This window comes from Mycobacterium pseudoshottsii JCM 15466 (genome assembly GCF_003584745.1).
GTDB lineage: Bacteria > Actinomycetota > Actinomycetes > Mycobacteriales > Mycobacteriaceae > Mycobacterium > Mycobacterium marinum.
The window spans coordinates 753,381-776,963 of the sequence record NZ_AP018410.1 but is presented as its reverse complement, the minus strand read 5'-3'; the positions used below and the strand labels follow the sequence as shown (position 1 = coordinate 776,963).

The window sequence follows — 23,583 nt, the reverse complement described above, 5'->3', positions numbered from 1 at the left end:
GGTGGTCGAAATGTCATTTGTGATCACGGCGCCGGAGGCGCTTACTGCGGCAGCTACGGATTTAGCCAGCCTCGGGTCAACGATCGGCGCGGCGAACGCGGCAGCGGTGGCCCCTACCACCGCGGTGCTGGCCGCGGGCGCCGACGAGGTGTCGGCGGCGGTTGCGGCGCTGTTCGACGCGCAGGGCCAGGCCTATCAGTTGCTCAGCGCGCGGGCGGCGGCGTTTCACGAGCAGTTTCTGCAGGCCTTGAGCGGGGGTGGGGCTTCGTATGCGGCCGCCGAGGCTGCGGCCGTATCGCCGCTGCTCGACGCGATCAACGCTCCCGTGCTGGCGGCTACCGGGCGCCCGCTGATCGGTAACGGCGCCAACGGCGCCCCGGGGACGGGGGCCGACGGCGGGGCCGCCGGGTGGTTGATCGGCAACGGCGGAGCCGGCGGTGCCGGCGGACTGTTCGGCGCTGGAGGCGATGGCGGAGTCGGCGGGTTCGGCACCTTTGCTGGCAATGGCGGCGACGGCGGCACCGGCCTGTTCGCCGCCGGCGGGGACGGCGGGGCCGGCGGGTCCGGCCTGACTCAGGGGGGCGACGGTGGGATCGGCGGGGCCGCCCTTGGACTTTTCGGCGCTGGCGGGGCAGGTGGCACTGGCGGAGAGGGCGGCCTGTTCGGCGGGGCCGGCGGAATGGGCGGCAGCGCCGGCATGCTCTTCGGCAATGGCGGGGACGGCGGCGCCGGCGCCGCGGCGACCATCGGCAACGCGGCTGGGAACGGCGGCGCCGGCGGCAACGCCGGCATGCTCATCGGTGCCGGTGGCGCGGGCGACAACGGCGGATTCGGCTTCAGCGCCTCCGACGGCGGAGCCGGCGGGGACAGCGTGGGCGGTGCCGACGGTGGGGACGGCGGGGACAGCGTGGGCGGTGCCGACGGTGGGGACGGCGGCAACGGTGGCAAGGCCGGACTGGTCGGTCAGGGCGGTGACGGCGGCGCCGGCGGAAACAACAACTCGGGATTCGGCACCGGCGGCTCCGGCGGTAAAGGCGGTGACGCCGTGCTGATCGGCAACGGCGGCAACGGCGGCAACGCCGGTTCCGGCGGGGTGGGCCCGGGTATCGCCGGCGCCGCCGGCATCGGCGGACTACTCATCGGCGAGGACGGAATGGAGGGGCTGACGCCCTAACCACCCGCATTCAGCGGCAGCAAAATGTAGCCACGAGTGGTCGCGTTACGCGCTTGAATAATGTTCGCGAAAGACCACTACGTGGTGCCGCTGCCAGCATAGGATGCGCTTCTATCCAGTCGTTGGTGACCGGGCGGTCCTCCCGCTGTGCCACGCACTGGCCTGAAATGGGAGGGATCACATGGCGTTTCTGTTCGTGGCACCGGAGACATTGACGGCGGCAGCGGCGGACATCGCCGGGATCGGGTCGACGTTGGGCGAGGCCGGCGCGGCCGCGGCCACCCCGACCACCGCGGTACTGGCGGCCGGCGCTGACGATGTGTCGGCGGCCGTTGCGTCGTTGTTCAGCTCCTACGGACAGGCCTATCAGTCGCTCAGCGCCCAGGCCGCCCAGTTTCATTCCCAGTTTGTGCAGGCAATGCAGGCCGGCGCCGGCTCGTACGCGACAGCTGAAGCAAGCAACGTCGCGCAGACCGCGCTGGACCTCATCAACCAGCCCGTCCTGACGCTGACCGGGCGCCCACTGATCGGCAACGGCGCCAACGGGGCGGCAGGCACCGGCGCCAACGGAGGCGCCGCCGGCTGGTTACTCGGCGACGGCGGGGCGGGCGGGTCCGGAGGCTTGGAGCAGCAGGGCGGCACCGGCGGCGCGGCCGGACTGTTCGGTAACGGCGGCGCGGGCGGTGCCGGCGGGGCGTCAACGGTGGGCACCGGTGCGGCCGGCGGCGCGGGTGGGGCCGGCGGGCTCTTGTGGGGCCAGGGCGGCATCGGCGGTACCGGTGGATCCGGAATCGACGGCGGGGCCGGCGGCGCCGGGGGTGCCGGCGGCGCACTATTCGGCATCGGCGGCGCCGGGGGCCAGGGCGGCATCGCCAGCACCGGATTGACCGGGGGTGGCGCCGGCGGAGACGGTGGCGCCGGCGGCCTCTTCGGCAACGGCGGGATCGGCGGTACCGGCGGTCTGTCCAGCGTCGGGCCTGGCGGGGTCGGCGGCAACGGCGGCGCGGCCGGCACCCTGCTCGGCAACGGCGGTGGTGGCGGCGTCGGCGGGTTCGGCGCTACCCAGGGCGGCGACGGCGGCGACGGCGGCGCCACCGGCATCTTCGGGGGTACCGGCGGCGCCGGCGGCGCGGGCGGACAGAGCACCAACGCCCTCGCAGACTCCGTGGGCGGTAACGGAGGCCAAGGCGGCGACGGCCGGCTCTTCGGCAACGGCGGTGCCGGCGGCGTCGGCGGGGCCGCATACACCAGCAACATCCTCATGAACGCCACCGGCGGCAATGGCGGCCAGGGCGGTACCGGCGGCACGCTATTCGGTAACGGTGGTGGCGGCGGCACCGGCGGAGCCGGCTTCGTCGGCCCCAGTTCCGCCGGTGACGGCGGCAACGGCGGTGGCGGTGGTAGGGCCGGGCTGATCGGAAACGGTGGGGCCGGCGGCGCGGGCGGGGCGCCCGGCCCGAACGGCGGCTTCTCCGGCGGAAACGGCGGAAACGGCGGCGATGCCGTGCTGATCGGAAATGGCGGAAACAGCGGCGACGTCGGGCTATCGGGCGCCGGCACCCCGGGCCTTCCGGGCAACGGCGGGCTGTTGATCGGCACGATCGGGAATACCTGATAGTACGAGCCGTCGGGCACCGGATTGGCGCTGAAATCAGTTCCTTTCCAACAACTCCAGCAAGTAGCTGCCGTACCCGGACTTGACCAGGCTGCGTGCGCGCCGCATCAGTTGTTCGTCGTCAATCCAGCCCAACCGCCATGCCACTTCCTCGGGAACACTCACCTTGAGTCCCTGCCGCCGCTCCAGCGTCCGGACGAAATCGGCGGCGTCTAGCAGCGAGTCGAACGTGCCGGTGTCCAGCCAGGCCGTTCCGCGGGCCAGCATCTCGACGTTGAGCCGGCCGTGGTTCAGATAGGCCTGGTTCACCTCGGTGATCTCATACTCGCCGCGCGCGGATTTCTTCAAGCTCCGCGCGATCTCGATCACGTCGTTGTCGTAGAAATACAAGCCTGGCACCGCATAGTGCGACTTCGGGGTGGCCGGTTTCTCCTCCAGGGAGAGCGCGGTCCCGTCGGCGCTGAACTCGACAACACCGTAGGCAGTTGGGTTTGCCACCCAGTACGCGAAAATCGTTCCGCCACTGATGTCTTGAAATCGGCGCAGGCTGGTGCCCAAACCCGGGCCATAAAAGATGTTGTCCCCCAACACCAATGCCACCGAGTCGGTGCCGATGTGGTCGGCGCCGATGACGAATGCCTGGGCCAGACCATCGGGCTGATCCTGGGTTGCATAGGTGATGTTCACGCCGAAATCCGTTCCGTCGCCGAGTAGGCGGTGAAACCCGGCAGCGTCATGGGGGGTGGTGATCAGCTGGATGTCGCGGATGCCGGCCATCATCAGGGTGGTCAGCGGGTAGTAGATCATTGGCTTGTCATAGACCGGCAACAGCTGCTTGCTGATACCCATGGTGATCGGGTACAGGCGGGTGCCCGAACCGCCGGCCAAGATGATCCCGCGCATGAGTGGCTCCTAGTTGCCTTTCGTCGAACTCAATCGACCAGGTCAGCCTCGGTGAGTTCGGTGGCCGCCAGCGCCGACGCCAAGTCGTCATGGCGGAAAACCGAGGTGACGTGATCGCGGACCACCCGGAATGCCGAGGCGGCGTTCGCGACGCTGTCGGGGTCGTCGCGGCCGATGATCCGTTGCTCGACCACCACAACACCGTCGTGCACGTACATGCGGCCCATCTCGGCGGTCGTCTGCAGCGAGCTGGCCCAGCGCCGCAGCGCCTCGAGGCCCTGGGCTGCTCCGTGCGCGTCGCCGATGTCGATATCGTCGCTGGACAGGGCCACCAGGGTGTCAATGTCAGCGGCGTTGAGTGCGTCGCTCCAGGCCAGCACGGTGGCAATCTCCGATGTGGTCATGGCCTGCAAATTACCGTGTTCGCCTAGTCCGCACGCTAAAGAGGCGTGCGCTCCAGCCATTTCTGCCATACGGCCTGGTCGCCGAACACCTCGATCCCGGTGTCGGGCACCGAGACCCGCCGCGTCATCGCCAGCAGAAGCTCCGCGGCGCCGCCGCGCACGGCCACGGTGCCTTTGCCGTGCTCAGGCGACCAGGTGATGTGGCCGTCCTCGACGGCGGCGGTCCATTCCCCGACGTCACCGAGACCGGGATCGGTGGCGTGCAGATGCACGGTGTCGCCGTCCTCGATCGGCAGCGGCGCGCCGTCGCGCCCCGCCTGGACCGCAATGCGTTCCAGAAACTCGCTGATGCCGTCGGCCGCGATCTCGGGTTCCAGGACGAATTGCTGCCCGAGCGCGATGGCGGCGTCAGCCCGATGCACCACCACCTCGTGCAGCCGGCGCCTAACCCACCAGTGCGCCGGGCGCGGCCCAAGAAATGTCCACACCGGCGTTTCCGCGCCCGCCTGCTCGACGGCGTCGACCATCAGCTGCGCGCCGTCTTGCAGCCAGGCGATCGCGTCGTCCACAGCTGCCGGCGGCTTTCCGCCTGCCACATTGCGGGGATCCAGAAAACTGTCCAGCCGGTCGCGCACGATCTGGGCCGCCCACCGGTCGCCGCGTCCGACATGACGGAACAGCTGCCCGAGGTTCCATCCCGGGCAGCTGGGCACTGGCGTGGATTGGTCATTGTCGCCGATGAGTTCGCCGAAAGCACGGGTCTGGTCAAGGTATGCCGCCACCTGGTCCACCCCGGTAACGCTACTCGTGCCGGGTTGCCCGCAGCCCGAATTCGCCGACGGACGCGGCCGACTAGGACGCCGCCCGAATCCGAGCCCCCAGCCGGAACACTCGCCAGCCAGCCCGCTCCCAGCGGGAGACATCAAGGCAGTTGCGGCCGTCGACAATGACGCGGGCCCGCACCCGGTCGGCCAGATCGTCGGGGTCGAGGTCGACGAACTCCTGCCATTCGGTGAGTATCAACACGGCGTCGGCTCGCTCGCAGGCCTCGGCAACCGAGACCGCGTAGTTCAGCGTGGGAAACAGTCGGTTCGCGTTGTCCAGGGCCTTGGGGTCATAGACATTGACCGCCGCACCGTTGAGCTGTAGCTGTCCGGCGACGTTGAGCGCGGGAGAATCTCGAACGTCGTCGGATTCGGGTTTGAACGCCGCGCCAAGCACCGCGAGGTTGGCTCCCAGCAGCGAACCGCCACACGCGGTGGTGGCCAGTTCCACCATCCGGGTACGCCGCCGCATGTTGATGCTGTCGACCTCACGCAGGAAGGTCAGCGCCTGGTTGGCACCGAGCTCGCCGGCACGGGCCATGAACGCGCGGATATCTTTGGGCAAGCAGCCGCCACCGAATCCCAAACCCGCATTGAGACATTGGCGCCCGATGCGGGTGTCGTAGCCGAGGGCATCGGCAAGCAGACTGACGTCGGCACCGGCGGCCTCGCATACCTCCGAGATCGCGTTGATGAACGAAATTTTGGTAGCCAGAAAGGCATTGGCGGAGACCTTGACCAATTCCGCGGTCTGCAGATCGGTCACCAAGAAGGGCACCCCGGCCTCCAGCAACGGTCCGTACAGTTCTCGGACGAACTGCTCGGCCAGGATCGAATCCTCCTGCACACCAAGCACAATCCGATCCGGACGCAGCGTATCGCGGACCGCGAAACCTTCGCGCAGAAACTCCGGGTTCCAGGCGATCTCCACACCAACGCCGGCCACTGCCAGCCCGGCCGCCCGCCGGGCCAACTCGGCCGCCGTTCCGACCGGGACCGTCGATTTGCCAATGAGCACCGACGTTCTGGTCAGCCGCGGCACCAGGGTATCGATGACGGCGTGAATGTGACGCAAGTCGGCGCCGTATTCCCCCCTTTTCTGGGGTGTGCCAACACCCAGAAAGTGCACATCGGCGAACTCGGCGGCCATGTCGTAGTCGGTCGTGAAGTGCAGACGTCCAGCAGCAAGGTTGTCCCTCAACAGCTCTCGCAAACCCGGCTCGTAGAAGAGGATATCGCCCCCGGCCAGCTTGGCCACCTTGCCCGGATCAATGTCGACCCCGACAACCTCGTGCCCAAGTTGCGCCATTCCAACGGCGTGGGTGGCGCCTAGATAGCCGGTGCCAAAGACGGTGCATCGCATAACACCGTGTGTAGGCGACTGCGATGAGCGAACTGCATCGCGACGCTGAACGGCAGATGACAGCTACCCGGCAAGATCAGATACCCGGGATAAACGGGATGTTGAACCCGCCCCGCCCGTGCCCACCGCCGTGACCGCCGCCGTGCCGGCCGCCGCGTCCACCACCACGTCCGCCACGGTCATCGTCACCGCCGGGGAACCCGCCGCCGCCACCGGGACCAAAGATCTGGGGAAGCGGGATCTGAATGGGCACCGGAATGGGCACCGGAGCCGGCACCGGAGCCTCCGGCGCGGGTGCGGGAGCCTGAGGAATCGGAACCGGAACTGGCGCGGGAGCCTGCGGCACGGGCACTGGCGCTTGGGCAACCGGTACCGGCACCGGCGCCGGGGCCTTCGGAGCCGGAACCTGCGCCTGGGGGGCCGGGGCTTGCGGCGCCCGCGGGGCGGGGGCTTGGGGCGCCGGGGCTGGGGCCGGAACCTGGGCCTGGGGCGCCGGGGCTTGGGCTTGGGCTTGGGGCGCCGGAGCCTGCGGTGCCGGGGCCTGGGGTTGAGGGGCCGGGGCCGCGTGCGCCGGCGCGGGCAGGTGTGTGACGACGCTCTGGCCGGGATCGGGGCGGGTGCCGGGTTCGGAGCGGATGCTGACCGCCAGAGACACGGCCAAGGCACCCACACCGATCATGAAGATTGACCCCATGATGCTGGCCAGCAGCGCGAACGGCCTTCGCTCATGCTGCTCTTCGGGCACCGCGCTGTAGGCCAGAGCCTGCTGACCCGTCCCCAACTGGTCCGACACATCGTCGAAGTAGGCGGCATCGAGCCCGTACGGCGCGTGTGAGTAGAGCACCCCGCTGCCGGGATCCTGGGCCCACGCCTGCGCCGCCGTGGATGACGCGAACAGGGGGCTGCTCGCCGCCGCGAGCGCGGCACCGCGGGCAAGCGCGGTATCCGGTTCCTCGGCCGCGGTAACCGGCAATGTGGTCGACGCCTCGAGCGTCGGCTTGATCAATGGCAGATCGATACCCGAGCCCACCAGAAACACCGCGTCGGGACGGGTCGGCAGGCTCTCGGCCTGGGAAATCAACTCCGTCAACTGGCCCACGGCCGTGTCATCGTCGTCTGACAGTGAGAGTCGATGAATGTCGGTAACCGAGCCGTCCGCACTGTCGACAACCGCCAGCGTGGCGGCCTCGGGTTCGATGAACAGCAACGCGGTCTGCGCATAGTTGGTTTCGCTGCCCACCGCGTGAGCCAGCGCGGCGGCGGCCAGGAACGCCGAGACCAGCACGACGTTTTCGATCTTGCGCCGGGCCAAGACGTCGCGCAGGGCGGCGGCTTGGGCCGGGTCTCTCCAGGTCACCCCGGTTGAGGTCAGCTGGTAGCCGCCCTCGGAGGCGCCTTCCCTGGTTCCCAGGATCGCCGAGATCACCTGTTCGGCGGCCCCGATGGTTGCCGCGTCGCCATCACCGCTGACATCGAACGCGTCTTCATCGACCAGCGCGCCATCGCCGTTTTCGCCTTCGACCAGCACCAACCGCACTGCCGTCGGTGCCACAGATACTCCGAGCACGGTGTCCAAGAGCTCCCCCAATACCTGTTCGACCATCGCATACAGCGGGCCTACGCGGGTCCCCCAACCCTGTAGCCGCCGATTTTACGCGCCTCCCGGGGTGCATACCGGAGCCTTAGTTGCCGGATCGGCTTGGGTCAGCACATTTCAGCAGTAAAAGGATGCCTAACCGTCGAACAGACGATTAGCTGTCAGCGTCCCCCGTGGCCGCCACCGAAACCACCACCGTGGCCCCCACCGAAACCTCCACCGTGGCCGCCACCGAATCCTCCGAACCCGCCACCATGGCCACCGCCACCGCGGCCACCGCCGAACCCACCGCCGTGACCGCCGCCACCGAAGTGGCCCCCGTGGCCGCCGCCGAACTGGCCCCCATGGCCGCCGCCGCCGGACGGACCGCTACGACCGGGAGCGCCGCCGCCGAAGTGCCCGCGCCGGCCAGGACCGAGGCTGCCGCCAGCGGGCCCACGACCGGGGTTGGGTATCCGGCCCAGCCCGGGCAGCCTCAGACCGCCGCGCCCGCGCGGATTCGGACTCACCACCGGCGGGGGCGAGGCTGGAACTTCAACACGGGGGGCGGGCACCTTGGGCTGCTGACGTGGCACCGGCGCTTGGATATTGGGGACAGAGGGGCGCAGGAAGGTGTCGACCCCGCTGGGTACCCGGACCGGCGACACGACGATGGGCACCAGCGGCGGCACGGCCACCACCGGTTCAGGAATGGCGGGGGCGGGCAACACCGGCACCTCTGGCGCCCTCTGCGCCGGCGCCGCCGGGGCCGGCAGCTGCGGGCTGGCCGCGCGCGGCACCACCCGGGGGCGCGGCAACTCGATCTTCGGCTCGGGAGCGGCCACTTGCGGCGGCGCGGCCGCCTGCTGAGGCGGGGCGACCAGGTGGTTCTCGTTGGGCCTGGGCTGTAGGGCCACCGTCGGGCGGATGTCGATCGCCAGGGCGACTTCCAGCGCCACCACCGCCGCGGTGGCGACCACGGCCAGGCCGCTGCCGATCAAAAGCCCGGATCGGCGTCCGGCGGGTTCCTGGTCGGGCGAGAGCTCGTCGACCAGGTCGCTCTCCGCCAGCGGGTCAGGATCATTGAGGTCCTGCGCATATGCCAGGGCGGCGGTGGTGGCGGCAAACAGGGGCGCATTGCCGCAGGCCAGCGCCGCGCCTCGGGCGAGCGCCATTTCCTGTTCCTCGGACACGCTCACCGTCAGCGACGTCGCCGCATCGAGTGCCGGCTTGATCATGGCGACGTCCACACCCGTGCCGACCACATAGACACCGTCCGGACGCGCCGGCAGAGACTCGGCCGCGGCCACCATGGCGACCACCTCGGCCACCGCCGCGTCGTCGTCTTCGGCCAACAATTGCTGGCGCACCTCGCTGACCGAGCCGTCCGCGGTGTCGACGACGGCCAGGGTCGCCGTATCGGGCTCGATGAACAACACCGCGGTCCGCGCATAGCTGAGGGCGCCGCCGACCGCCTGCCCCAGGGCGGCCGCAGCCAGAAAACCCGAGACCAGCATGACGTTTTCGACCTTGTGCCAGGCCAGCGCATCGCGCAGCGCCGCGGCCTGAACCGGGTCGGTCCATGTCACGCCGATCGAGGACAACCGCAAGCCGGCGTCGGCCGCACCCTCCCGAGTGCCCAGAATCGCCGCGACCACCTGATCGGATGCGCTCGACGTGACCGGATTGCGGTCGAGGTCGAAACTGTCTTCCTCGACAATCAAGCCGTCGCCGTCTTCGCCTTCGACCAACGCCATCCGGACGTCAGCCGCTGCCATCGATACCCCAAGTACGACGTCCAAAACCCCTCCCAAGGTCTTGCAACCCACCACGGTCGCTGCGGAGGAGAACACGGCGCGGATGGCTCCGGATGGCCCGGCAATGGCTCTTGGATAGCCGAGCCAACGGTCTACTAATCCTTATCGCGCAAGCTATGCGGCAGCTATGTAGACCTTATGAAGTTCTGGTATGAACGAGACGGCGTGGGCCCCCGCTGACCCTGGTATTTCGACCCTACTCCGGAACTCCCGTAGGGATGCTCAGACGGACTGGTCAATTTCAAGATGCACAGCTGGCCGATTTTCATGCCGGGCCACAACGTGATCGGGAGGTTGGCGACGTTGGACAGCTCCAGCGTGATGTGCCCACTGAAGCCGGGATCGATGAACCCGGCAGTGGAATGGGTGAGCAAGCCCAGCCGGCCCAGCGACGACTTGCCCTCCAGCCGCCCGGCCAGGTCACCGGGCAGGGAGAAGATCTCCAGCGTGGAACCCAGCACGAACTCGCCCGGGTGCAGCACGAACGGATCCCCCTTGGTCGGCTCCACCACGCTGGTCAACTCGTCCTGGCGCTGCGCCGGGTCAATGTGGGTGTACCGGGTGTTGTTGAACACCCGGAACATGCAGTCGAGCCGGACGTCGACGCTGGACGGCTGAACCAGGCTGTCATCGAACGGGTCGATACCCAACCGCCCGGCGGAAATTTCGGCTCTGAGGTCTCGATCAGAGAGCAGCACGCGATGAGCGTATCTGCTCTCGGATCGCCGCCGCCGCGCGACGAGTCAGCGGAGGTAGATTTCCTTGCCAGTGGGGTATCCGCCACCAGTGGTGGTGACGTGGACGTGGTCATAGTGACCGAGGCGGCTTCTGGTTGCACCGGTGGGCGTGTAGTAGACGCCACGCCAAATCGCATCCTGCATCCCGAAGCGCTCGGCGTTGGCCAAGACGTAGGCGACGATCTCGTTGCCCAGCGCTATCCCCTCAGCACTGCCGGGGTTGGGGATCATCACGTCGAGCGCCAATCCGTTCGGATGCCAGCGCAACGCATCGGGGCGCACCCCACCGATTTCGTGAATCTCCGGGAAGACCGCGCTGATGCTGCGCGCCGCCAGGATGGTCTTGACCTGTAGCCCGCGTTCCGGTGCCACCCCGACCGGCAGCAGGCGCGCTGACCTGTCCACCCGCAATCTCGATGCCGCGGCGAACTGACCGGCCGCAAAACCCATCCCCACCGCACCGCTGGATATTTTCGACGACAACTCGATGGGCGTTGCCGCGACAATCTCCACACAACACGCTTCATCACCAACGGCCATTTGGTCGATGCGATCACGCGCGGACGATGGGCCGATATCCCCTGCCACCGCGAAGAAGGCGGCCGCGGGCGCTACCACTGCAGCCAGCAGAACAGACAGCTTGCGCCGCTTCCTGGCTAACTCGTGCCGACCCACGGAAGCAGATTACGGCACGATAACGAAATAATAAACACCGGATTGGTTAGCAATCCTGTGGCATATATCGCAGTTTGCCACTTATCAAGACAATAATGGCACCCGACTTGACGCGGGGCCATTTGTCCTGCTCAGCGCGACATTTCTTGCGCCATAAGACACAGCCGAACAAGATTGTCTGGCCGCCAAGAGTTTAGTGCCCTCAGATCTGCAAACGTGACGGGACGGGCTGGCGAGTATCGGCCGCATGCTGCACCGCCGCCTCGATGCCGGCGACCAGTCCCGCGACCGCCGTCTCCACCGACATGCTCGGAACACCCAGGTTGCGATCCAGGGCGGCGACCATCGGCAGACAGGGCAGATGGACCCAGCCGGCGCGGATGGGCAGGTTCCGCGAGGCGATGTGGTGCAGCACGCCGTACATGAGGTGGTTGCACACGAAGGTGCCCGCCGCGTCGGAGACATCGGCCGGGATCCCGGCCGCGCGCATCGCCAGCACCATCTCGTGGACCGGGACGGTGGCGTGGTAGGCGACCGGGCCGTCCGGATCGGTCGGCTCGCCCACCAACACCTTGCCGGCGGTGTCGGCGAGGCCATAGCGCCCGCAATCGTTGATGTTCTGGGCCAGCCGCTCGACGGTCAGCATGGCGCGCCCCGGGTATTCGCCCAGCATGATCACCAGCTGCGGATCCACCTCGGCGATGGCCTGCTCAGCCGCCGCGATCGAGTCGAAATAGGCGCCGGGCACAATCCGCGAGACGACCGTCGCCCCGGCGATGGTGCGTCCGTCCAGCGCCTCGGCGGTGAACTGGGCCGGATTGTCCGGCGTCACGCCATACGGTCCGAACCCGGTAACCAGCACCTTGGTCATGTGGTGTTCCTTCCTGGTCGAAACTAGGTGAGCGGGCGTTCGGCCATGGGTATCACCCTGAAATCCTCCAGCATCGCGAACCGATGCGGAAGATCGGCCTGCACCTGTTCGCTGGACATCACCGCGATGAAGGCTTCCAGCGAGGGATACCGCACGAATTGAATGACGTCCCAGCGCTCCTCGGGCGGGCCGATGAAGCAGCCGCCGGCGTCGGCCACAAAGACCCGCTCGGCGCCGACCTTCGCCAGCACCGACTCCATCCCGGCGGCGTAGCGCTCGAACAGTTCGCGACCGCTGATCGGCGCCGGGGGCGCAAGCTCGGAGTTCGCTGAGTAATCGGCGACCTCGCGGATGCGGTAGAGGTTGAGCATGACGAAGGGGCCGGGCGGCATTGCGGTCAGCATCGCCTCAGCCGCTTGCGGTGTCGGAACGATGTGCACGATCGATCTCCCTCGTCGCCTCTATTTGTACGTGGTGTTGGCGATTCCCGTTGGTCGCGTTGCGGCCAGCGCTCGGCGCCACGGCATCAATTCGGGCGCTCGGCAGCCGTCGGGGAGCCCGGCACGGCGCGCAGCAGGACCACCACAAAGGCCGACATCAGCATCATGGCGCCCACCGCCCACATGCCCGCCTTGTCGGTCCCGGTCACTTGTTCGAGCGCCCCGGTCAGATAGGGCGCGGCGAACCCGCCCAGATTGCCCACCGAATTGATCAGCCCGATGGCGCCGGCTGCCGCGGTGCCGGTCAGGAAGTTTGACGGCAACGCCCAGAAGCTGGGGATGGCAGCGAACACCCCCCATCGCGGTGATCGCCACGGCCACCATCACCAGCACCGGGGTGTGCAGGTGCAGCGCGACGGGAATGGCCAGCCCGCCAAGCAACATCGGGACGGCGACATGCCACACGTGCTCACCGGTGGCGTCCGCGTGCCGCGACCACAGGTACATGGCCACCGCCGCACAGGTGTACGGGATCGCCGCGATGAGTCCCACTTGCACGATCGAGAAGTCGATCCCGAAGGTCTTCTTGAAGCCCGAGATGATGCTCGGCAAGAAGAACGTCAGGGCGTAGAGCCCGTAGGCGATGCCGAAGTAGACCAGGGCCAGCGCCCAGATCCGTGGGCTGGTCAGCGCGCGGCGCAGCGGAAAGTGAAAGTCGCCGGCAACCTGGCGCTGCTCCTCGGCCAGGGTGTCGACGAGCCATTGCCGTTCGTCGGGCTCTAGCCATGCGGCGTCACCGGGCCGGTCGACCAGGTAGTACCAACAGGCGAACCCCAACACGATCGCCGGGACACCGACGGCGATCATCATGAACTGCCAGCCCGCCAGCCCGAACACCCCGTTGCCGAGGTGGATCAGCCACGCCGCCAACGGGGTTCCAAGCGCTGCCGCGATCGGGCTGGCCATCATGAACAGCGCGACGACCCGGGCCCGGTAGTCGCGCGGGAACCAGCGACTCAGGTAGTAGATGACCCCCGGGAACAGGCCCGCCTCGGCCACCCCTAACAGGAACCGCAACACCAACAGCGTCGTCGCGTTTGGCGCAAAGCCGGTGGCCACCACCACGATTCCCCACGACACCGCGATCCGCGCTAGCCAGCGTCGGGCGCCGTAGCGATCCAGCGCGAGATTGGACGGAACCTCGACCAGCACATAGCCGATGAAAAAGATGCCCGAGGCCAGGCCGAACATCGTCGCTGTGAGCTGTAGGTGCGCGCTGATGTCGGCGCGGGCGATGCCGAGGTTGGTGCGGTCCAGGTAGTTGACGAAATACAGGGCCATCAAGAACGGCACGATGCGAATGCCCAGTTTGCGGATCGTGCGCGCTTCCAGCGAGCGTTCACCGGTGTCTAAAACGGCCATCGTGTCTCCTGCGTGAGGACCCGGTGCCGTCGAGTTCCGCAACGCTCGCGTCTGTTGGATGTCGGGGTCACGGTGGCCCGCGAGGCGCGCGTGCGTCACGTCGGAAACGTACGAACCGAGGCTCCGGTGCCGTCGGCCCGTCCGCCGAGCACTGTATACGCCGGCGCGCCATCCGGCCTCCGCCGATACCGGCCGATCGAGCGCACCCGAGTATGTTCGTCTCAATCGGCCCCGGGAGGTTTGGCGTGAGCACCCTGACAACCGCTGCGGCTTTGGTCGCCTTCCCGGTGATCGCCGGAATCATCGGTGGCGCTGTGGCAGTCGTGCGCACGCCGTCGGCGGCGCTGGTCAGCGGTGTGCAGCATTTCGCGGCCGGTGTGGTCATGGCCGCCGTGGCCACCGAGGTCCTGCCGGACCTGCGGGCGCGGGGCCCGCTGTGGCTGATCATTCTCGGGTTCAGTGCGGGGGTCGCGCTGCTGGTCGGATTCCGCCAGTTCGAAGACCACGGACCGCACGGCGAGGACGAGGACGGCCACGACGACGTCCGTGCGGGCGGTCAAGTGCCGGTGGGTTTTCTCGCCGTGGTCGCCGTCGACCTGTTCATCGACGGGCTGCTGGTGGCGACGGGCGCGACCGTCTCCCGGCGCACCGCGATCATCATCACCATCGCGCTGACCGTCGAGGTGCTGTTTTTGGGGGTGTCGGTGGCGCTGCGGCTGACCCGCTCCGGAGTACCCAAGGCCCGGGCCGCCGCGCTCACCGGCGGGGTCAGCCTGGCGACCGCCGTGGGCGGCGTGCTGGGTGCGCTGGTGCTCGCCAACGCGGGAGGTACCGTGCTGACCCTCGTGCTGGCGTTTGCGGCGGCGGCGCTGTTGTGGCTGGTCGTGGAAGAACTGCTCGTCGAAGCCCATGAAGGCGAGGAGCGGGCGTGGATGGCGATCATGTTCTTCGCCGGCTTCCTGATCCTCTACAGCCTGGGAGTGATGGAGTGAGGCGGATCCCGCACACCGCGCCCGGTGCTGGGTGCTAGCCTTTCGGGGCAACAGCGCCGATGTAGTTCAATGGCAGAACATCAGCTTCCCAAGCTGAATACGCGGGTTCGATTCCCGTCATCGGCTCCACGAAAGACCTGGTCAAATCCCATACTGAAGCGTCACAATCGCTAGCCCATCTAACCGATGACCGTCTGGTGACCCTGACCGATTTGAGAGGCGTTTGCTACAGCCGCCAGATAGCACACGCATCGAACATCCGTTCGGAAACCTGTCGGCCCCCGTCGATACCGTCCACGCATGAGCGACCACGCGGAAGACACGGAAATCTCGACGGCCCTCCACCGGCAGACCTACACTGCCTCCATGACGAACGTGGGGAGCCCGGTTCACCATCGGATCGCCGTCGAAGACATCGCAAACACCATCGCCCGCCGATGGCAAGACGAGTCGAACACTACCGTTCGAATGCTGACCAGTACTGCTGTGTACCTCCATGAGCGCAAACTCGTTGAATGGGTATTTGAAAGCACCAAGTCCGCAGCGGACTATGCGGATATTTTAAAGCAGATTCGCAAACGAGGCATCGACGTCGGGGTTGTGCTGCCGATGCCGGAACTCGGTCGAGCACATGAGGAATTTTGGGGAACCGGACTGATCCTGTACGGCTGGATCGACCGAGGCGACGACGTAATAAGGTTCACCGGCCCCGAGGTCGCGTGAATGCCGCCGTCCCTCGTAACCCAAACGATCATTGCCTTCATTTGGGATTTTGACCGGACTCTTACCCGCGGCTATATGCAGAAGCCGCTTTTCGAGCACTACGACGTTGATGAAAGCAAGTTCTGGCAAGAGGTCAACGCACTCAAGAAGTTCTACGGCGGATACGACCTACAACTTGCCGAGGACACTGCATACCTAGAGCACACTCTCAACTACGTTCGCACAGGAAAGTTTCCAGGTTTGACAAACGCCCTCCTACGCGAACTCGGTGCCCAGGTCGAACTGGCGCCTGGCATGCCCGAATTCATAAAGCGGACAAGAGATTTTGTTACACAAGACAAGCGGTACGCCAAACACTTGATCTCAGCCGAGCACTACGTCGTCTCGACAGGTCTTCGCCAGATGACTGAGGGTAATCCGATTTTTGAGCACGTTGACGGGGTTTGGGCGTGTGAACTACTGCCAGACGCGCCTATTAACAATGACGGTGCGCTCGATCCCGCCAGCTTCGACCCTGACGGGCCGTTGACGCAAATCGGATACACCATCGATAACACGACGAAGACTCGAGCAGTGTTCGAAATTAACAAGGGCATAAATAAGATCGAAAACGTCAACGTTAACGCACGCATGACACCCGACGAGCGTCGCGTTCCGATCAGCAACATGATTTACATTGCCGACGGCCCGAGCGACGTGCCGGTCTTCTCGGTCGTCGGCGGCTCCGGCGGCAAAACACTAGCTGTGCACAGCGGAAAAAACTACGAGGGCGTGCAGCAACTACAGGACGACGGGCGCGTAAACCACACAGCCAGCGCGGATTACAGCGAACATAGCGACGCCGATTTATGGCTATTCCGATCGCTGCGAATCATCGCAGACGCGATCTGCCAACGACGGGAACAGCTGATAGACAGCATCGTCAACCCGGCGGGACACGCGGTCTAAGCAACGCTGCGACCTGCAGATGTCACTACCCGCGAAAACTGTTTGCTGGTTGTCGGTGGTGGGTGGGACCATCGGAGGAACCGGACATCGGCGGGGCGGGAGGGAACCGGGCTGAACCGCGATGACACTCATACAGACGTTCTTCTCGGCTGACTACGTGATACAGGTGTCGGATCGCCGGTTGACCCAGGGCTCCGGCGTTGTTGATTAGCAGGCTTGTGAGCTGGGGAATTGTGGATTGAGGAGGTCTAGGCGGCGGTTGGCGGTCAAAGCGGTGATCCGGCAGGCTTCGGCGATGTTGTCGGCGCCGTTGAGGCGGTGCAGATTGATCGCGGTGTTGCGTAGCGTTGCTAGGACCTGTGCGCCGTTTCCGGTATGTGCCCTTTGACGGTCTTCGTCGAAGGTGACGTCGCGTATCCAGTGCAGGCTGTTCTCGATTCCCCAGTGTTGACGCATCCAGGCCATGATCGCGGTAGGGCGGGCGTGCTCGAACGGCAGGCTGCAAATGGCATAGACCACCTCCACGCTGCGCTGGTCGGTGGCGGTGATCAAGCGTTCACGAGTGATCCGAATGATTTGTTTTGCGTAGGGGAAGCCGATTCCTCGTGCAGCGGCGATGATTTGCAGGGTGCGGGTCTCGACACGGCCGTGGCCGCGGGAGTCGTCGGTAGCGGCTGCGGGCACCTCGGCCCAGGGCAGCGCGGTGATACGCGCAAATATTTTGGCTTGGTTGGACTTGACGATCATCAGGTAGTGCGACTTCAAGGTGGCGCAGATCAACTTCGCGGTGACGACCTGGGTATGCATCGCATCCACGGTGACCAGCCACCGCAAGCTACCCGGCAGCAGCGTGAGCAGGGCACGTACGCAGGGAATTTCATTGCTTTTCTCGGCGACAGCGAGTTGACCGAGCACCAATCGGGCACGGTGGGCGAACACCGACACGAGATGCGTGGCTGTCGCTTTGGCGCGTAAAGCACCACGCAGCATCTTGCCGTCCAACGCGATCGGCACCAATCCACTGGGGTCGCTGCTGGCCACGTGTGCAGTGAAGTAACTGCCCATCCTGGCGTTGAGGTCGGCGGGGTCTAGCCGAGACAAAACAGCGCGGAAGGTCTTCTCACTGGGCCGCCGGAACCGGACCCCTAATTGGGCCAACACATCATCGGGAGCGGTGGCCGCCCATGTGGCAAAACCAGCATAGCCGCGCATCCCCGCGGCAGTGGCCAGAACCGCGATCGCCAACAAAGCCATCAGCGAATACCTCCGACCGCGTGGGCCCCTCGGGTCTGGCACCGAGGCCAACACATCGAGAAACTCCGATCCGATGAACTCGCTGCGCTCACCAGGACTCCAGCAGTCGAACACCTCTGGAACCGACGACACACGCAATACTGAAACGGTAGGCACGGGCAACTCCAGACCAACGACGAACAGTAACCAACTCGATCGTTCTCCAGATAGCCCGTGCCTACACTCCGGCCCCAATAGCGCGGCACCAAAGATCATCAACCCAGCTCACAAGCCTGCTAATCAACAACGCCGGAGCCCTGCCGGTTGACCAAAGCTGATCGATCAGTCTTCGATGACGAATACACCAAGCTGACTTGTTGGAACCAAACGTTCACTGCTGGTTTCACGGGGCTTGCGCGTATCGATATTGGGCAGAAAAAGTCAACATCAGAATGGATCGCTGAGGTTTTGTGCGATTATCCGGTTTTCGGGTACGGAGTCGACGCACTACGCCGGGAAGCCGAAAAGACTATCCGAAAGCTGCCTAATCATTGGGACAAACGACTTGCCGTCGTCGTTGCCGGATTCGATTCAAACGGCAGCTTGCTCTGTGTGGGAGCTGCAAATTTCGACACCACGACAGGGTTCACCTCAGATCAGAACAGTTTTGCACTCAAAGGATTTAAACTGGTTAACGGGCGTAAGACCGGCTCACACACCGCAGGGGCGCCCTCAACGAGTTGCAAAAAAAAAAGTTGCTGAGGCGATATCTTCCGCGCATCGTAGACCAAACGAACGGCATCAACCGCGCGATCAAGATTATGGTAGAAAACCAACGCCAAGTCGCCAAACTTCATAAAACAGTGGGCCTGGATGATCAATGTGTTTTTATTCCTAGACAGCAACATCACGCAGGAATGGTCGGCAACCTGGACGATACGGATATATCAACGACGGGCAGCAGCTTTGGATTTTTCGATGCTGGCGGCTTCCAGTATGGGCAATTCGGGCCGCTGATCGCTCATAGCGGTTTTGTTGTCGACCAATTTACAGGCACAGCTGACCCCGCGAATCCCGACAACCAGACTGTGAGCGTCAGATTCGTGAAGGTGCCACCCTCATGGTCGCAATCAAATTCCAGTTAGCGAACCTTGTCGCGATGGACGGCTAGCTGCGCCGACGCATCGGTACGACGTTCGGGGCGCTGACCGGGCAGCTCATCGCCTCAAGCGCGGCCATCGTTTCGGCGTGGTCGTCATCGAACAGATGGGTATAGATCGCCAGTGTCGTAGTGATCTTGGCGTGACCCATGAACCGGGAAAGCTGCAACGCCGGGATACCGGCAGCCACGCATAAGCTGGCGTAGCTATGCCGAAGCGCGTGAAACTTCAGACCAGGTGACAGCACGGTCTCACCCGCCAGGCGGTTAGAGCGGGCTACAGCTGGCCGGAACACGGCCTAATAGAACGTCTGGTGACGAATCGGGGCCGACCAGTCCAACACCAACCGCCCCGCTGCTTCATCGACTGAGAGCGCCGCCAGGGCGTCAGTGCCGGTCGGCGTGATCCGGTTGCCTCGGTCGTCGGTTGCCCGCTTGCCGGTCGGCTTGAACGGCGTGAGAGTCACCGCGCAGAAGAGCGGCGCGTCCGGCTCACTACGGCGGGGATGGGCCCTGAGGTAGTCGCGCAGCAGCTCGGTTGTCAGTGTCGTCAGCGGCACCCGGCGACGGCTGCCTTTTGTCTTCGGGGTGTCATCAGGGCTCCGGCGTTGTTGATTAGCAGGCTTGTGAGCTGGGGGATTGTGGATTGAGGAGGTCTAGGCGGCGGTTGGCGGTCAAAGCGGTGATCCGGCAGGCTTCGGCGATGTTGTCGGCGCCGTTGAGGCGGTGCAGATTGATCGCGGTGTTGCGTAGCGTTGCTAGGACCTGTGCGCCGTTTCCGGTATGTGCCCTTTGACGGTCTTCGTCGAAGGTGACGTCGCGTATCCAGTGCAGGCTGTTCTCGATTCCCCAGTGTTGACGCATCCAGGTCATGATCGCGGTAGGGCGGGCGTGCTCGAACGGCAGGCTGCAGATGGCATAGACCACCTCCACGCTGCGCTGGTCGGTGGCGGTGATCAAGCGTTCACGAGTGATCCGGATGATTTGTTTTGCGTAGGGGAAGCCGATTCCTCGTGCAGCGGTGATGATTTGCGGGGTGCGGGTCTCGACACGGCCGTGGCCGTGGGAGTCGTCGGTAGCGGCTGTGGGCACCTCGGCCCAGGGCAGCGCGGTGATACGCGCAAGTATTTTGGCTTGGTTGGACTTGACGATCATCAGGTAGTGCGACTTCAAGGTGGCGCAGATCAACTTCGCGGTGACGACCTGGGTATGCATCGCATCCACGGTGACCAGCCACCGCAAGCTACCCGGCAGCAGCGTGAGCAGGGCACGTACGCAGGGAATTTCATTGCTTTTCTCGGCGACAGCGAGTTGACCGAGCACCAATCGGGCACGGTGGGCGAACACCGACACGAGATGCGTGGCTGTCGCTTTGGCGCGTAAAGCACCACGCAGCATCTTGCCGTCCAACGCGATCGGCACCAATCCACTGGGGTCGCGGCTGGCCACGTGTGCAGTGAAGTAACTGCCCATCCTGGCGTTGAGGTCGGCGGGGTCTAGCCGAGACAAAACAGCGCGGAAGGTCTTCTCACTGGGCCGCCGGAACCGGACCCCTAATTGGGCCAACACATCATCGGGAGCGGTGGCCGCCCATGTGGCAAAACCAGCATAGCCGCGCATCCCCGCGGCAGTGGCCAGAACCGCGATCGCCAACAAAGCCATCAGCGAATACCTCCGACCGCGTGGGCCCTTCGGGTCTGGCACCGAGGCCAACACATCGAGAAACTCCGATCCGATGAGCTCGCTGCGCTCACCAGGACTCCAGCGGTCGAACACCTCTGGAACCGACGACACAGGCAATACTGAAACGGTAGGCACGGGCAACTCCAGACCAACGACGAACAGTAACCAACTCGATCGTTCTCCAGATAGCCCGTGCCTACACTCCGGCCCCAATAGCGCGGCACCAAAGATCATCAACCCAGCTCACAAGCCTGCTAATCAACAACGCCGGAGCCCTGGGCGCGGCCCCACGCATTAAGACCGCATTGAGCCGCGGTCAAACCCGCGCGCATTGCGGTTTCTTTCGCCGAATCGGCGGACGGGGCGCCGTTAATTGTGGCTACCAAAACGTGCGACCGCGGCGAATGATAAACGCATGTCTGATGCACACCACACCGATGTGGATGTTGTGGTCGCGGGTGCCGGCTTTGCGGGTCTGTATGCCGCCTACCGTCTGCGGCGCGCGGGGCATTCGATGCGCATATTCGAGGCCGGCGACGATATCGGCGGCACCTGGTACTGGAACCGCTACCCCGGGGCACGCGTCGACATCCCCAGCGTCGACTACATGTACAGCTTCGATCCCGACTGGTCGCGCGACTGGCAGTGGTCGGAGAAGTACGCCACCCAGCCCGAGTTCCTGCGCTACCTGAACCACGTCGCCGACAAGCACGACCTGCGTCGCGACATCCAGTTCGGCACCCGGGTGACCCACGCACACTGGGACGACGACACCGGCCGGTACCGGGTGCGCACCGACCGCGGCGACGAAATCACCTGCCGCTACCTGATCATGGCGACAGGCTGCCTGTCGGTACCCAAAGACCTCGACATCGACGGCATCGAAAACTTCACCGGCGAACTGTATTTCACCAGCCGCTGGCCCCATGAACCCGTCGACTTCACCGGGAAACGGGTCGGTGTCGTCGGCACCGGCTCATCGGGCATCCAATCGATCCCGCTGATCGCCGCCCAGGCCGCGCAGGTGGTGGTGTTCCAACGAACCCCCTGCTTCTCGATCCCCGCCCACAACGGCCCGATCTCCCCGGACAAGCTCGCCCAATTGGCCGACGACGACGCCTACCGTCGCGCGGCGCGATACTCCTTCGGCGGGGTCCCGATGGAGCGCTCGCTCACTCCGACATTCTCGGTGTCCGCCGAAGAACGTCGACAACGATACGAACGCGCCTGGCAGCTCGGTGAGCTTCTCGAGGCGCTCAACCTCTACGCCGACGAGATGATCAATCCGCTGGCCAACAGCGAGTTCGCCGAATTCATCCGCGACAAGATCGGCGCCACCGTGCACGACCCGCAGACCGCCGAGGCGCTGTGCCCCAGCGGCTACCCGGTCGGCTCGAAACGGCTCTGCCTGGACAGCAACTACTACGCCACCTTGAACCTGCCCCAGGTGCGGCTGGTGGACCTGCGTAACCAGCCATTGGTGGGCGTTACCAAGACCGGAATCGACACGGTCGGTGAATCTTTCGAGTTCGACGCGATCGTGTTCGCCACCGGATTCGACGCCGTCACCGGAGCGCTCGCGGCGATCGACATCGTCGGCCGCAACGGCCTCGCGCTGGGGGACAAGTGGGCACCCGGCCCATCCACATATCTGGGCCTGACCACCGAGGGGTTTCCCAACCTGTTCCTCATTGCGGGCCCCAACAGCCCCTCGGTGCTGTCCAACATGGCGGTGTCGATCGAACAACATGTCGACTTCGTCGCCGACGCCCTGAGCTATCTGCGCGAGCTCGGCTTCGACCGCATCGAGCCCACCGAGCTCGCCGAGGCCGGCTGGATGCAGCATTCCGATGACGCCGCATCGATAACGATTTTCCCACAGGCGAACTCGTGGTACGTGGGCGCCAACATCCCGGGAAAGCCGCGCACCTTCATGGCCTACACCGCCGGGGTCGACGTCTACCGGGTGGCCTGCGAGGAGGTGGTGGCCCGCGACTATCTGGGCTTCCGGTTCTCCGGCCCGAACGGCTCACAGTGCAACGACGGTGTGGTGCGCCGCCTGCAACCCGACATTCAGATGGTGCTCGAGCAGCTGGAGGCGCTGGGCCTTCCGCCCTTGGAATCGCTGCCCGCCGACCAGGCGCGCGCGCTCATGAACGAGATGAACCTGGCACGCCCGCCGGGCCCCGACGTCGGCGAGATCGTCGACGGCACCCTGCCCGGCGCCGCCGGGCCGCTGGCCTACCGCCTCTATCGTCCGGCCAGCCCGGGTCCGCACCCCGTGGTCGTCTACTTCCACGGCGGTGGCTGGGTTCTCGGCGACCACACCTCCGACGATCCGTTGTGCCGCGACCTGTGCGTGCGCAGTGACACGCTCATCGTGTCGGTGGACTACCGGCACGCACCCGAGCACCGCTTCCCCGCCGCGCTGGACGACGGCTGGGCGGCCGTGCAGTGGATCGCCGAGCACGCCGGGGAGCTCGGCGGCATCCCGGGCCAGCTGGTGCTGAGCGGTTGGAGCGCGGGCGCCGGCATTGCCGCCGTGGTCTGCCACCTCGCCAGGGACGCGGGTGCGCCGAGCATCGTCGGCCAGGCGTTGCTCACCCCGGTCACCGATTTCGACCCGACCCGCGGCTCCTACCTCGAAAATGGCGACGGCTATGGCCTCACCGCACCGCTGATGCAATGGTTCTTCGACCACTACGCCGATCCGGACGCGCGCACCGACCCGCGGATTGCACCGCTGCGTGCCCCGGATCTGTCGGCCCTGCCCCCGGCGATCGTCGTCGCCGCGGAGTTCGATCCGCTGCGCGATGAGGGCATCGAGTACGCCGAGGCACTCGCCGCGGCCGGGGTACCCACCGAGCTGGTGCGGGCCCGCGGACACACCCACCTGTCGCTGACGATGGTCGATGTGGTCGTCTCCGGGGCCCGGATTCGGGCCCAGCTCGCCGGCGCGCTGCGCGGATTCTTCGCGATCGGCGCCGCCGTGCCCGCCTAGGGCCGCCGCCGGCGCCGCTGGCG

The 23,583-nt window shown here is 65.8% G+C and carries 22 protein-coding genes, 1 tRNA gene and 1 pseudogene; 9 read left to right on the top strand and 15 right to left on the bottom strand.

Annotated features, from left to right (window positions below):
- Nucleotides 1-10 precede the first annotated feature (10 nt).
- Both MPSD_RS30640 and MPSD_RS03590 read left to right on the top strand, forming a co-directional pair.
- Nucleotides 11-553: pseudogene (locus MPSD_RS30640) on the top strand (PE family protein); the annotation flags it as partial.
- Between the two features lie 802 nt (nucleotides 554-1,355).
- The gene (locus MPSD_RS03590; RefSeq protein WP_086085459.1) at nucleotides 1,356-2,789 is read left to right on the top strand and encodes a PE family protein; all 1,434 of its coding nucleotides are present in this window, start codon (nucleotides 1,356-1,358) and stop codon (nucleotides 2,787-2,789) included.
- 36 nt (nucleotides 2,790-2,825) lie between these two features.
- Here the strand turns inward: MPSD_RS03590 and rfbA are convergent, their stop codons facing one another.
- The 11 genes from rfbA to MPSD_RS03530 form a co-directional block, all read right to left on the bottom strand.
- Nucleotides 2,826-3,692 (bottom strand): glucose-1-phosphate thymidylyltransferase RfbA, encoded by an 867-nt coding sequence (gene rfbA / locus MPSD_RS03585; protein ID WP_020784947.1) that lies wholly within the window; start codon nucleotides 3,690-3,692, stop codon nucleotides 2,826-2,828.
- Nucleotides 3,693-3,721: 29 nt separating this feature from the next.
- Entirely contained in the window at nucleotides 3,722-4,096 is a 375-nt protein-coding gene (locus MPSD_RS03580) for a nuclear transport factor 2 family protein (RefSeq protein WP_020784948.1), read from the bottom strand.
- 35 nt (nucleotides 4,097-4,131) lie between these two features.
- Nucleotides 4,132-4,887: a maleylpyruvate isomerase family mycothiol-dependent enzyme gene (locus tag MPSD_RS03575; RefSeq protein ID WP_015354322.1), complete on the bottom strand. Its 756-nt coding sequence runs from the start codon at nucleotides 4,885-4,887 to the stop codon at nucleotides 4,132-4,134.
- A gap of 61 nt (nucleotides 4,888-4,948) precedes the next feature.
- Nucleotides 4,949-6,283: a UDP-glucose dehydrogenase family protein gene (locus MPSD_RS03570; protein ID WP_020784949.1), complete on the bottom strand. Its 1,335-nt coding sequence runs from the start codon at nucleotides 6,281-6,283 to the stop codon at nucleotides 4,949-4,951.
- 76 nt (nucleotides 6,284-6,359) lie between these two features.
- The gene (locus MPSD_RS03565) at nucleotides 6,360-7,886 is read right to left on the bottom strand and encodes a DUF7159 family protein (protein ID WP_020784950.1); all 1,527 of its coding nucleotides are present in this window, start codon (nucleotides 7,884-7,886) and stop codon (nucleotides 6,360-6,362) included.
- 155 nt (nucleotides 7,887-8,041) lie between these two features.
- Nucleotides 8,042-9,637 (bottom strand): DUF7159 family protein, encoded by a 1,596-nt coding sequence (locus MPSD_RS27990; protein WP_167470891.1) that lies wholly within the window; start codon nucleotides 9,635-9,637, stop codon nucleotides 8,042-8,044.
- Between the two features lie 164 nt (nucleotides 9,638-9,801).
- The gene (dcd, locus tag MPSD_RS03550) at nucleotides 9,802-10,374 is read right to left on the bottom strand and encodes a dCTP deaminase (protein ID WP_012392561.1); all 573 of its coding nucleotides are present in this window, start codon (nucleotides 10,372-10,374) and stop codon (nucleotides 9,802-9,804) included.
- Between the two features lie 45 nt (nucleotides 10,375-10,419).
- Complete coding sequence (locus MPSD_RS03545; protein ID WP_051153566.1) at nucleotides 10,420-11,088, bottom strand: VldE C-terminal domain-containing protein; 669 nt, start codon at nucleotides 11,086-11,088, stop codon at nucleotides 10,420-10,422.
- Between the two features lie 202 nt (nucleotides 11,089-11,290).
- Nucleotides 11,291-11,959 (bottom strand): pyroglutamyl-peptidase I, encoded by a 669-nt coding sequence (gene pcp, locus MPSD_RS03540; protein WP_015354317.1) that lies wholly within the window; start codon nucleotides 11,957-11,959, stop codon nucleotides 11,291-11,293.
- A gap of 23 nt (nucleotides 11,960-11,982) precedes the next feature.
- Nucleotides 11,983-12,363, bottom strand: a complete 381-nt coding sequence (locus tag MPSD_RS03535) for a DUF1330 domain-containing protein (RefSeq protein WP_223161066.1) — start codon at nucleotides 12,361-12,363, stop codon at nucleotides 11,983-11,985.
- 57 nt (nucleotides 12,364-12,420) lie between these two features.
- On the bottom strand, nucleotides 12,421-13,821 hold the full coding sequence (locus MPSD_RS03530; protein WP_086085457.1) for an MFS transporter: 1,401 nt from the start codon (nucleotides 13,819-13,821) through the stop codon (nucleotides 12,421-12,423).
- Nucleotides 13,822-14,033: 212 nt separating this feature from the next.
- Here MPSD_RS03530 and MPSD_RS03525 point away from each other — a divergent pair, with 212 nt between their 5' ends.
- The 4 genes from MPSD_RS03525 to MPSD_RS03510 all read left to right on the top strand — a co-directional run bounded on the left by MPSD_RS03525 (nucleotide 14,034) and on the right by MPSD_RS03510 (nucleotide 16,484).
- The gene (locus MPSD_RS03525) at nucleotides 14,034-14,813 is read left to right on the top strand and encodes a ZIP family metal transporter (protein WP_050674470.1); all 780 of its coding nucleotides are present in this window, start codon (nucleotides 14,034-14,036) and stop codon (nucleotides 14,811-14,813) included.
- 55 nt (nucleotides 14,814-14,868) lie between these two features.
- Nucleotides 14,869-14,942: transfer RNA gene (locus MPSD_RS03520), tRNA-Gly, on the top strand.
- Nucleotides 14,943-15,113: 171 nt separating this feature from the next.
- Nucleotides 15,114-15,536 carry a hypothetical protein gene (locus tag MPSD_RS03515; protein ID WP_011738867.1) on the top strand — a complete coding sequence of 141 codons (423 nt, stop codon included), beginning with the start codon at nucleotides 15,114-15,116 and terminating at the stop codon, nucleotides 15,534-15,536.
- Nucleotides 15,537-16,484 carry an HAD family hydrolase gene (locus MPSD_RS03510; protein WP_086085456.1) on the top strand — a complete coding sequence of 316 codons (948 nt, stop codon included), beginning with the start codon at nucleotides 15,537-15,539 and terminating at the stop codon, nucleotides 16,482-16,484.
- 207 nt (nucleotides 16,485-16,691) lie between these two features.
- Here MPSD_RS03510 and MPSD_RS03505 read toward each other — a convergent pair whose 3' ends face one another.
- Nucleotides 16,692-17,894, bottom strand: coding sequence for an ISAs1-like element IS2404/ISMul1 family transposase (locus MPSD_RS03505; RefSeq protein ID WP_420811864.1), 1,203 nt, complete (start codon nucleotides 17,892-17,894; stop codon nucleotides 16,692-16,694).
- Nucleotides 17,895-18,041: 147 nt separating this feature from the next.
- Between MPSD_RS03505 and MPSD_RS27810 the strand changes: the two genes are divergently transcribed.
- A complete protein-coding gene (locus tag MPSD_RS27810) occupies nucleotides 18,042-18,479 on the top strand; it encodes a hypothetical protein (protein ID WP_131807414.1) in 438 nt (145 codons plus the stop codon).
- Complete coding sequence (locus tag MPSD_RS27805) at nucleotides 18,458-18,862, top strand: hypothetical protein (protein ID WP_131807415.1); 405 nt, start codon at nucleotides 18,458-18,460, stop codon at nucleotides 18,860-18,862. Before MPSD_RS27810 ends, MPSD_RS27805 begins: the two co-directional genes overlap by 22 nt.
- Nucleotides 18,863-18,884: 22 nt before the next feature.
- On the opposite strand, the gene MPSD_RS03490 is transcribed toward MPSD_RS27805, so the two are convergent.
- The 3 genes from MPSD_RS03490 to MPSD_RS03480 are packed head-to-tail and all read right to left on the bottom strand — an operon-like array spanning nucleotide 18,885 to nucleotide 20,694.
- On the bottom strand, nucleotides 18,885-19,124 hold the full coding sequence (locus tag MPSD_RS03490; protein WP_232022741.1) for a tyrosine-type recombinase/integrase: 240 nt from the start codon (nucleotides 19,122-19,124) through the stop codon (nucleotides 18,885-18,887).
- Between the two features lie 51 nt (nucleotides 19,125-19,175).
- Nucleotides 19,176-19,436 (bottom strand): hypothetical protein, encoded by a 261-nt coding sequence (locus tag MPSD_RS03485; protein ID WP_020784959.1) that lies wholly within the window; start codon nucleotides 19,434-19,436, stop codon nucleotides 19,176-19,178.
- 55 nt (nucleotides 19,437-19,491) lie between these two features.
- Nucleotides 19,492-20,694 carry an ISAs1-like element IS2404/ISMul1 family transposase gene (locus MPSD_RS03480; protein ID WP_420811863.1) on the bottom strand — a complete coding sequence of 401 codons (1,203 nt, stop codon included), beginning with the start codon at nucleotides 20,692-20,694 and terminating at the stop codon, nucleotides 19,492-19,494.
- 280 nt (nucleotides 20,695-20,974) lie between these two features.
- On the opposite strand from MPSD_RS03480, the gene MPSD_RS03470 reads away from it, so the two are divergent.
- Nucleotides 20,975-23,560, top strand: a complete 2,586-nt coding sequence (locus tag MPSD_RS03470; RefSeq protein WP_086085795.1) for a flavin-containing monooxygenase — start codon at nucleotides 20,975-20,977, stop codon at nucleotides 23,558-23,560.
- The last annotated feature ends 23 nt before the right edge of the window (nucleotides 23,561-23,583 follow it).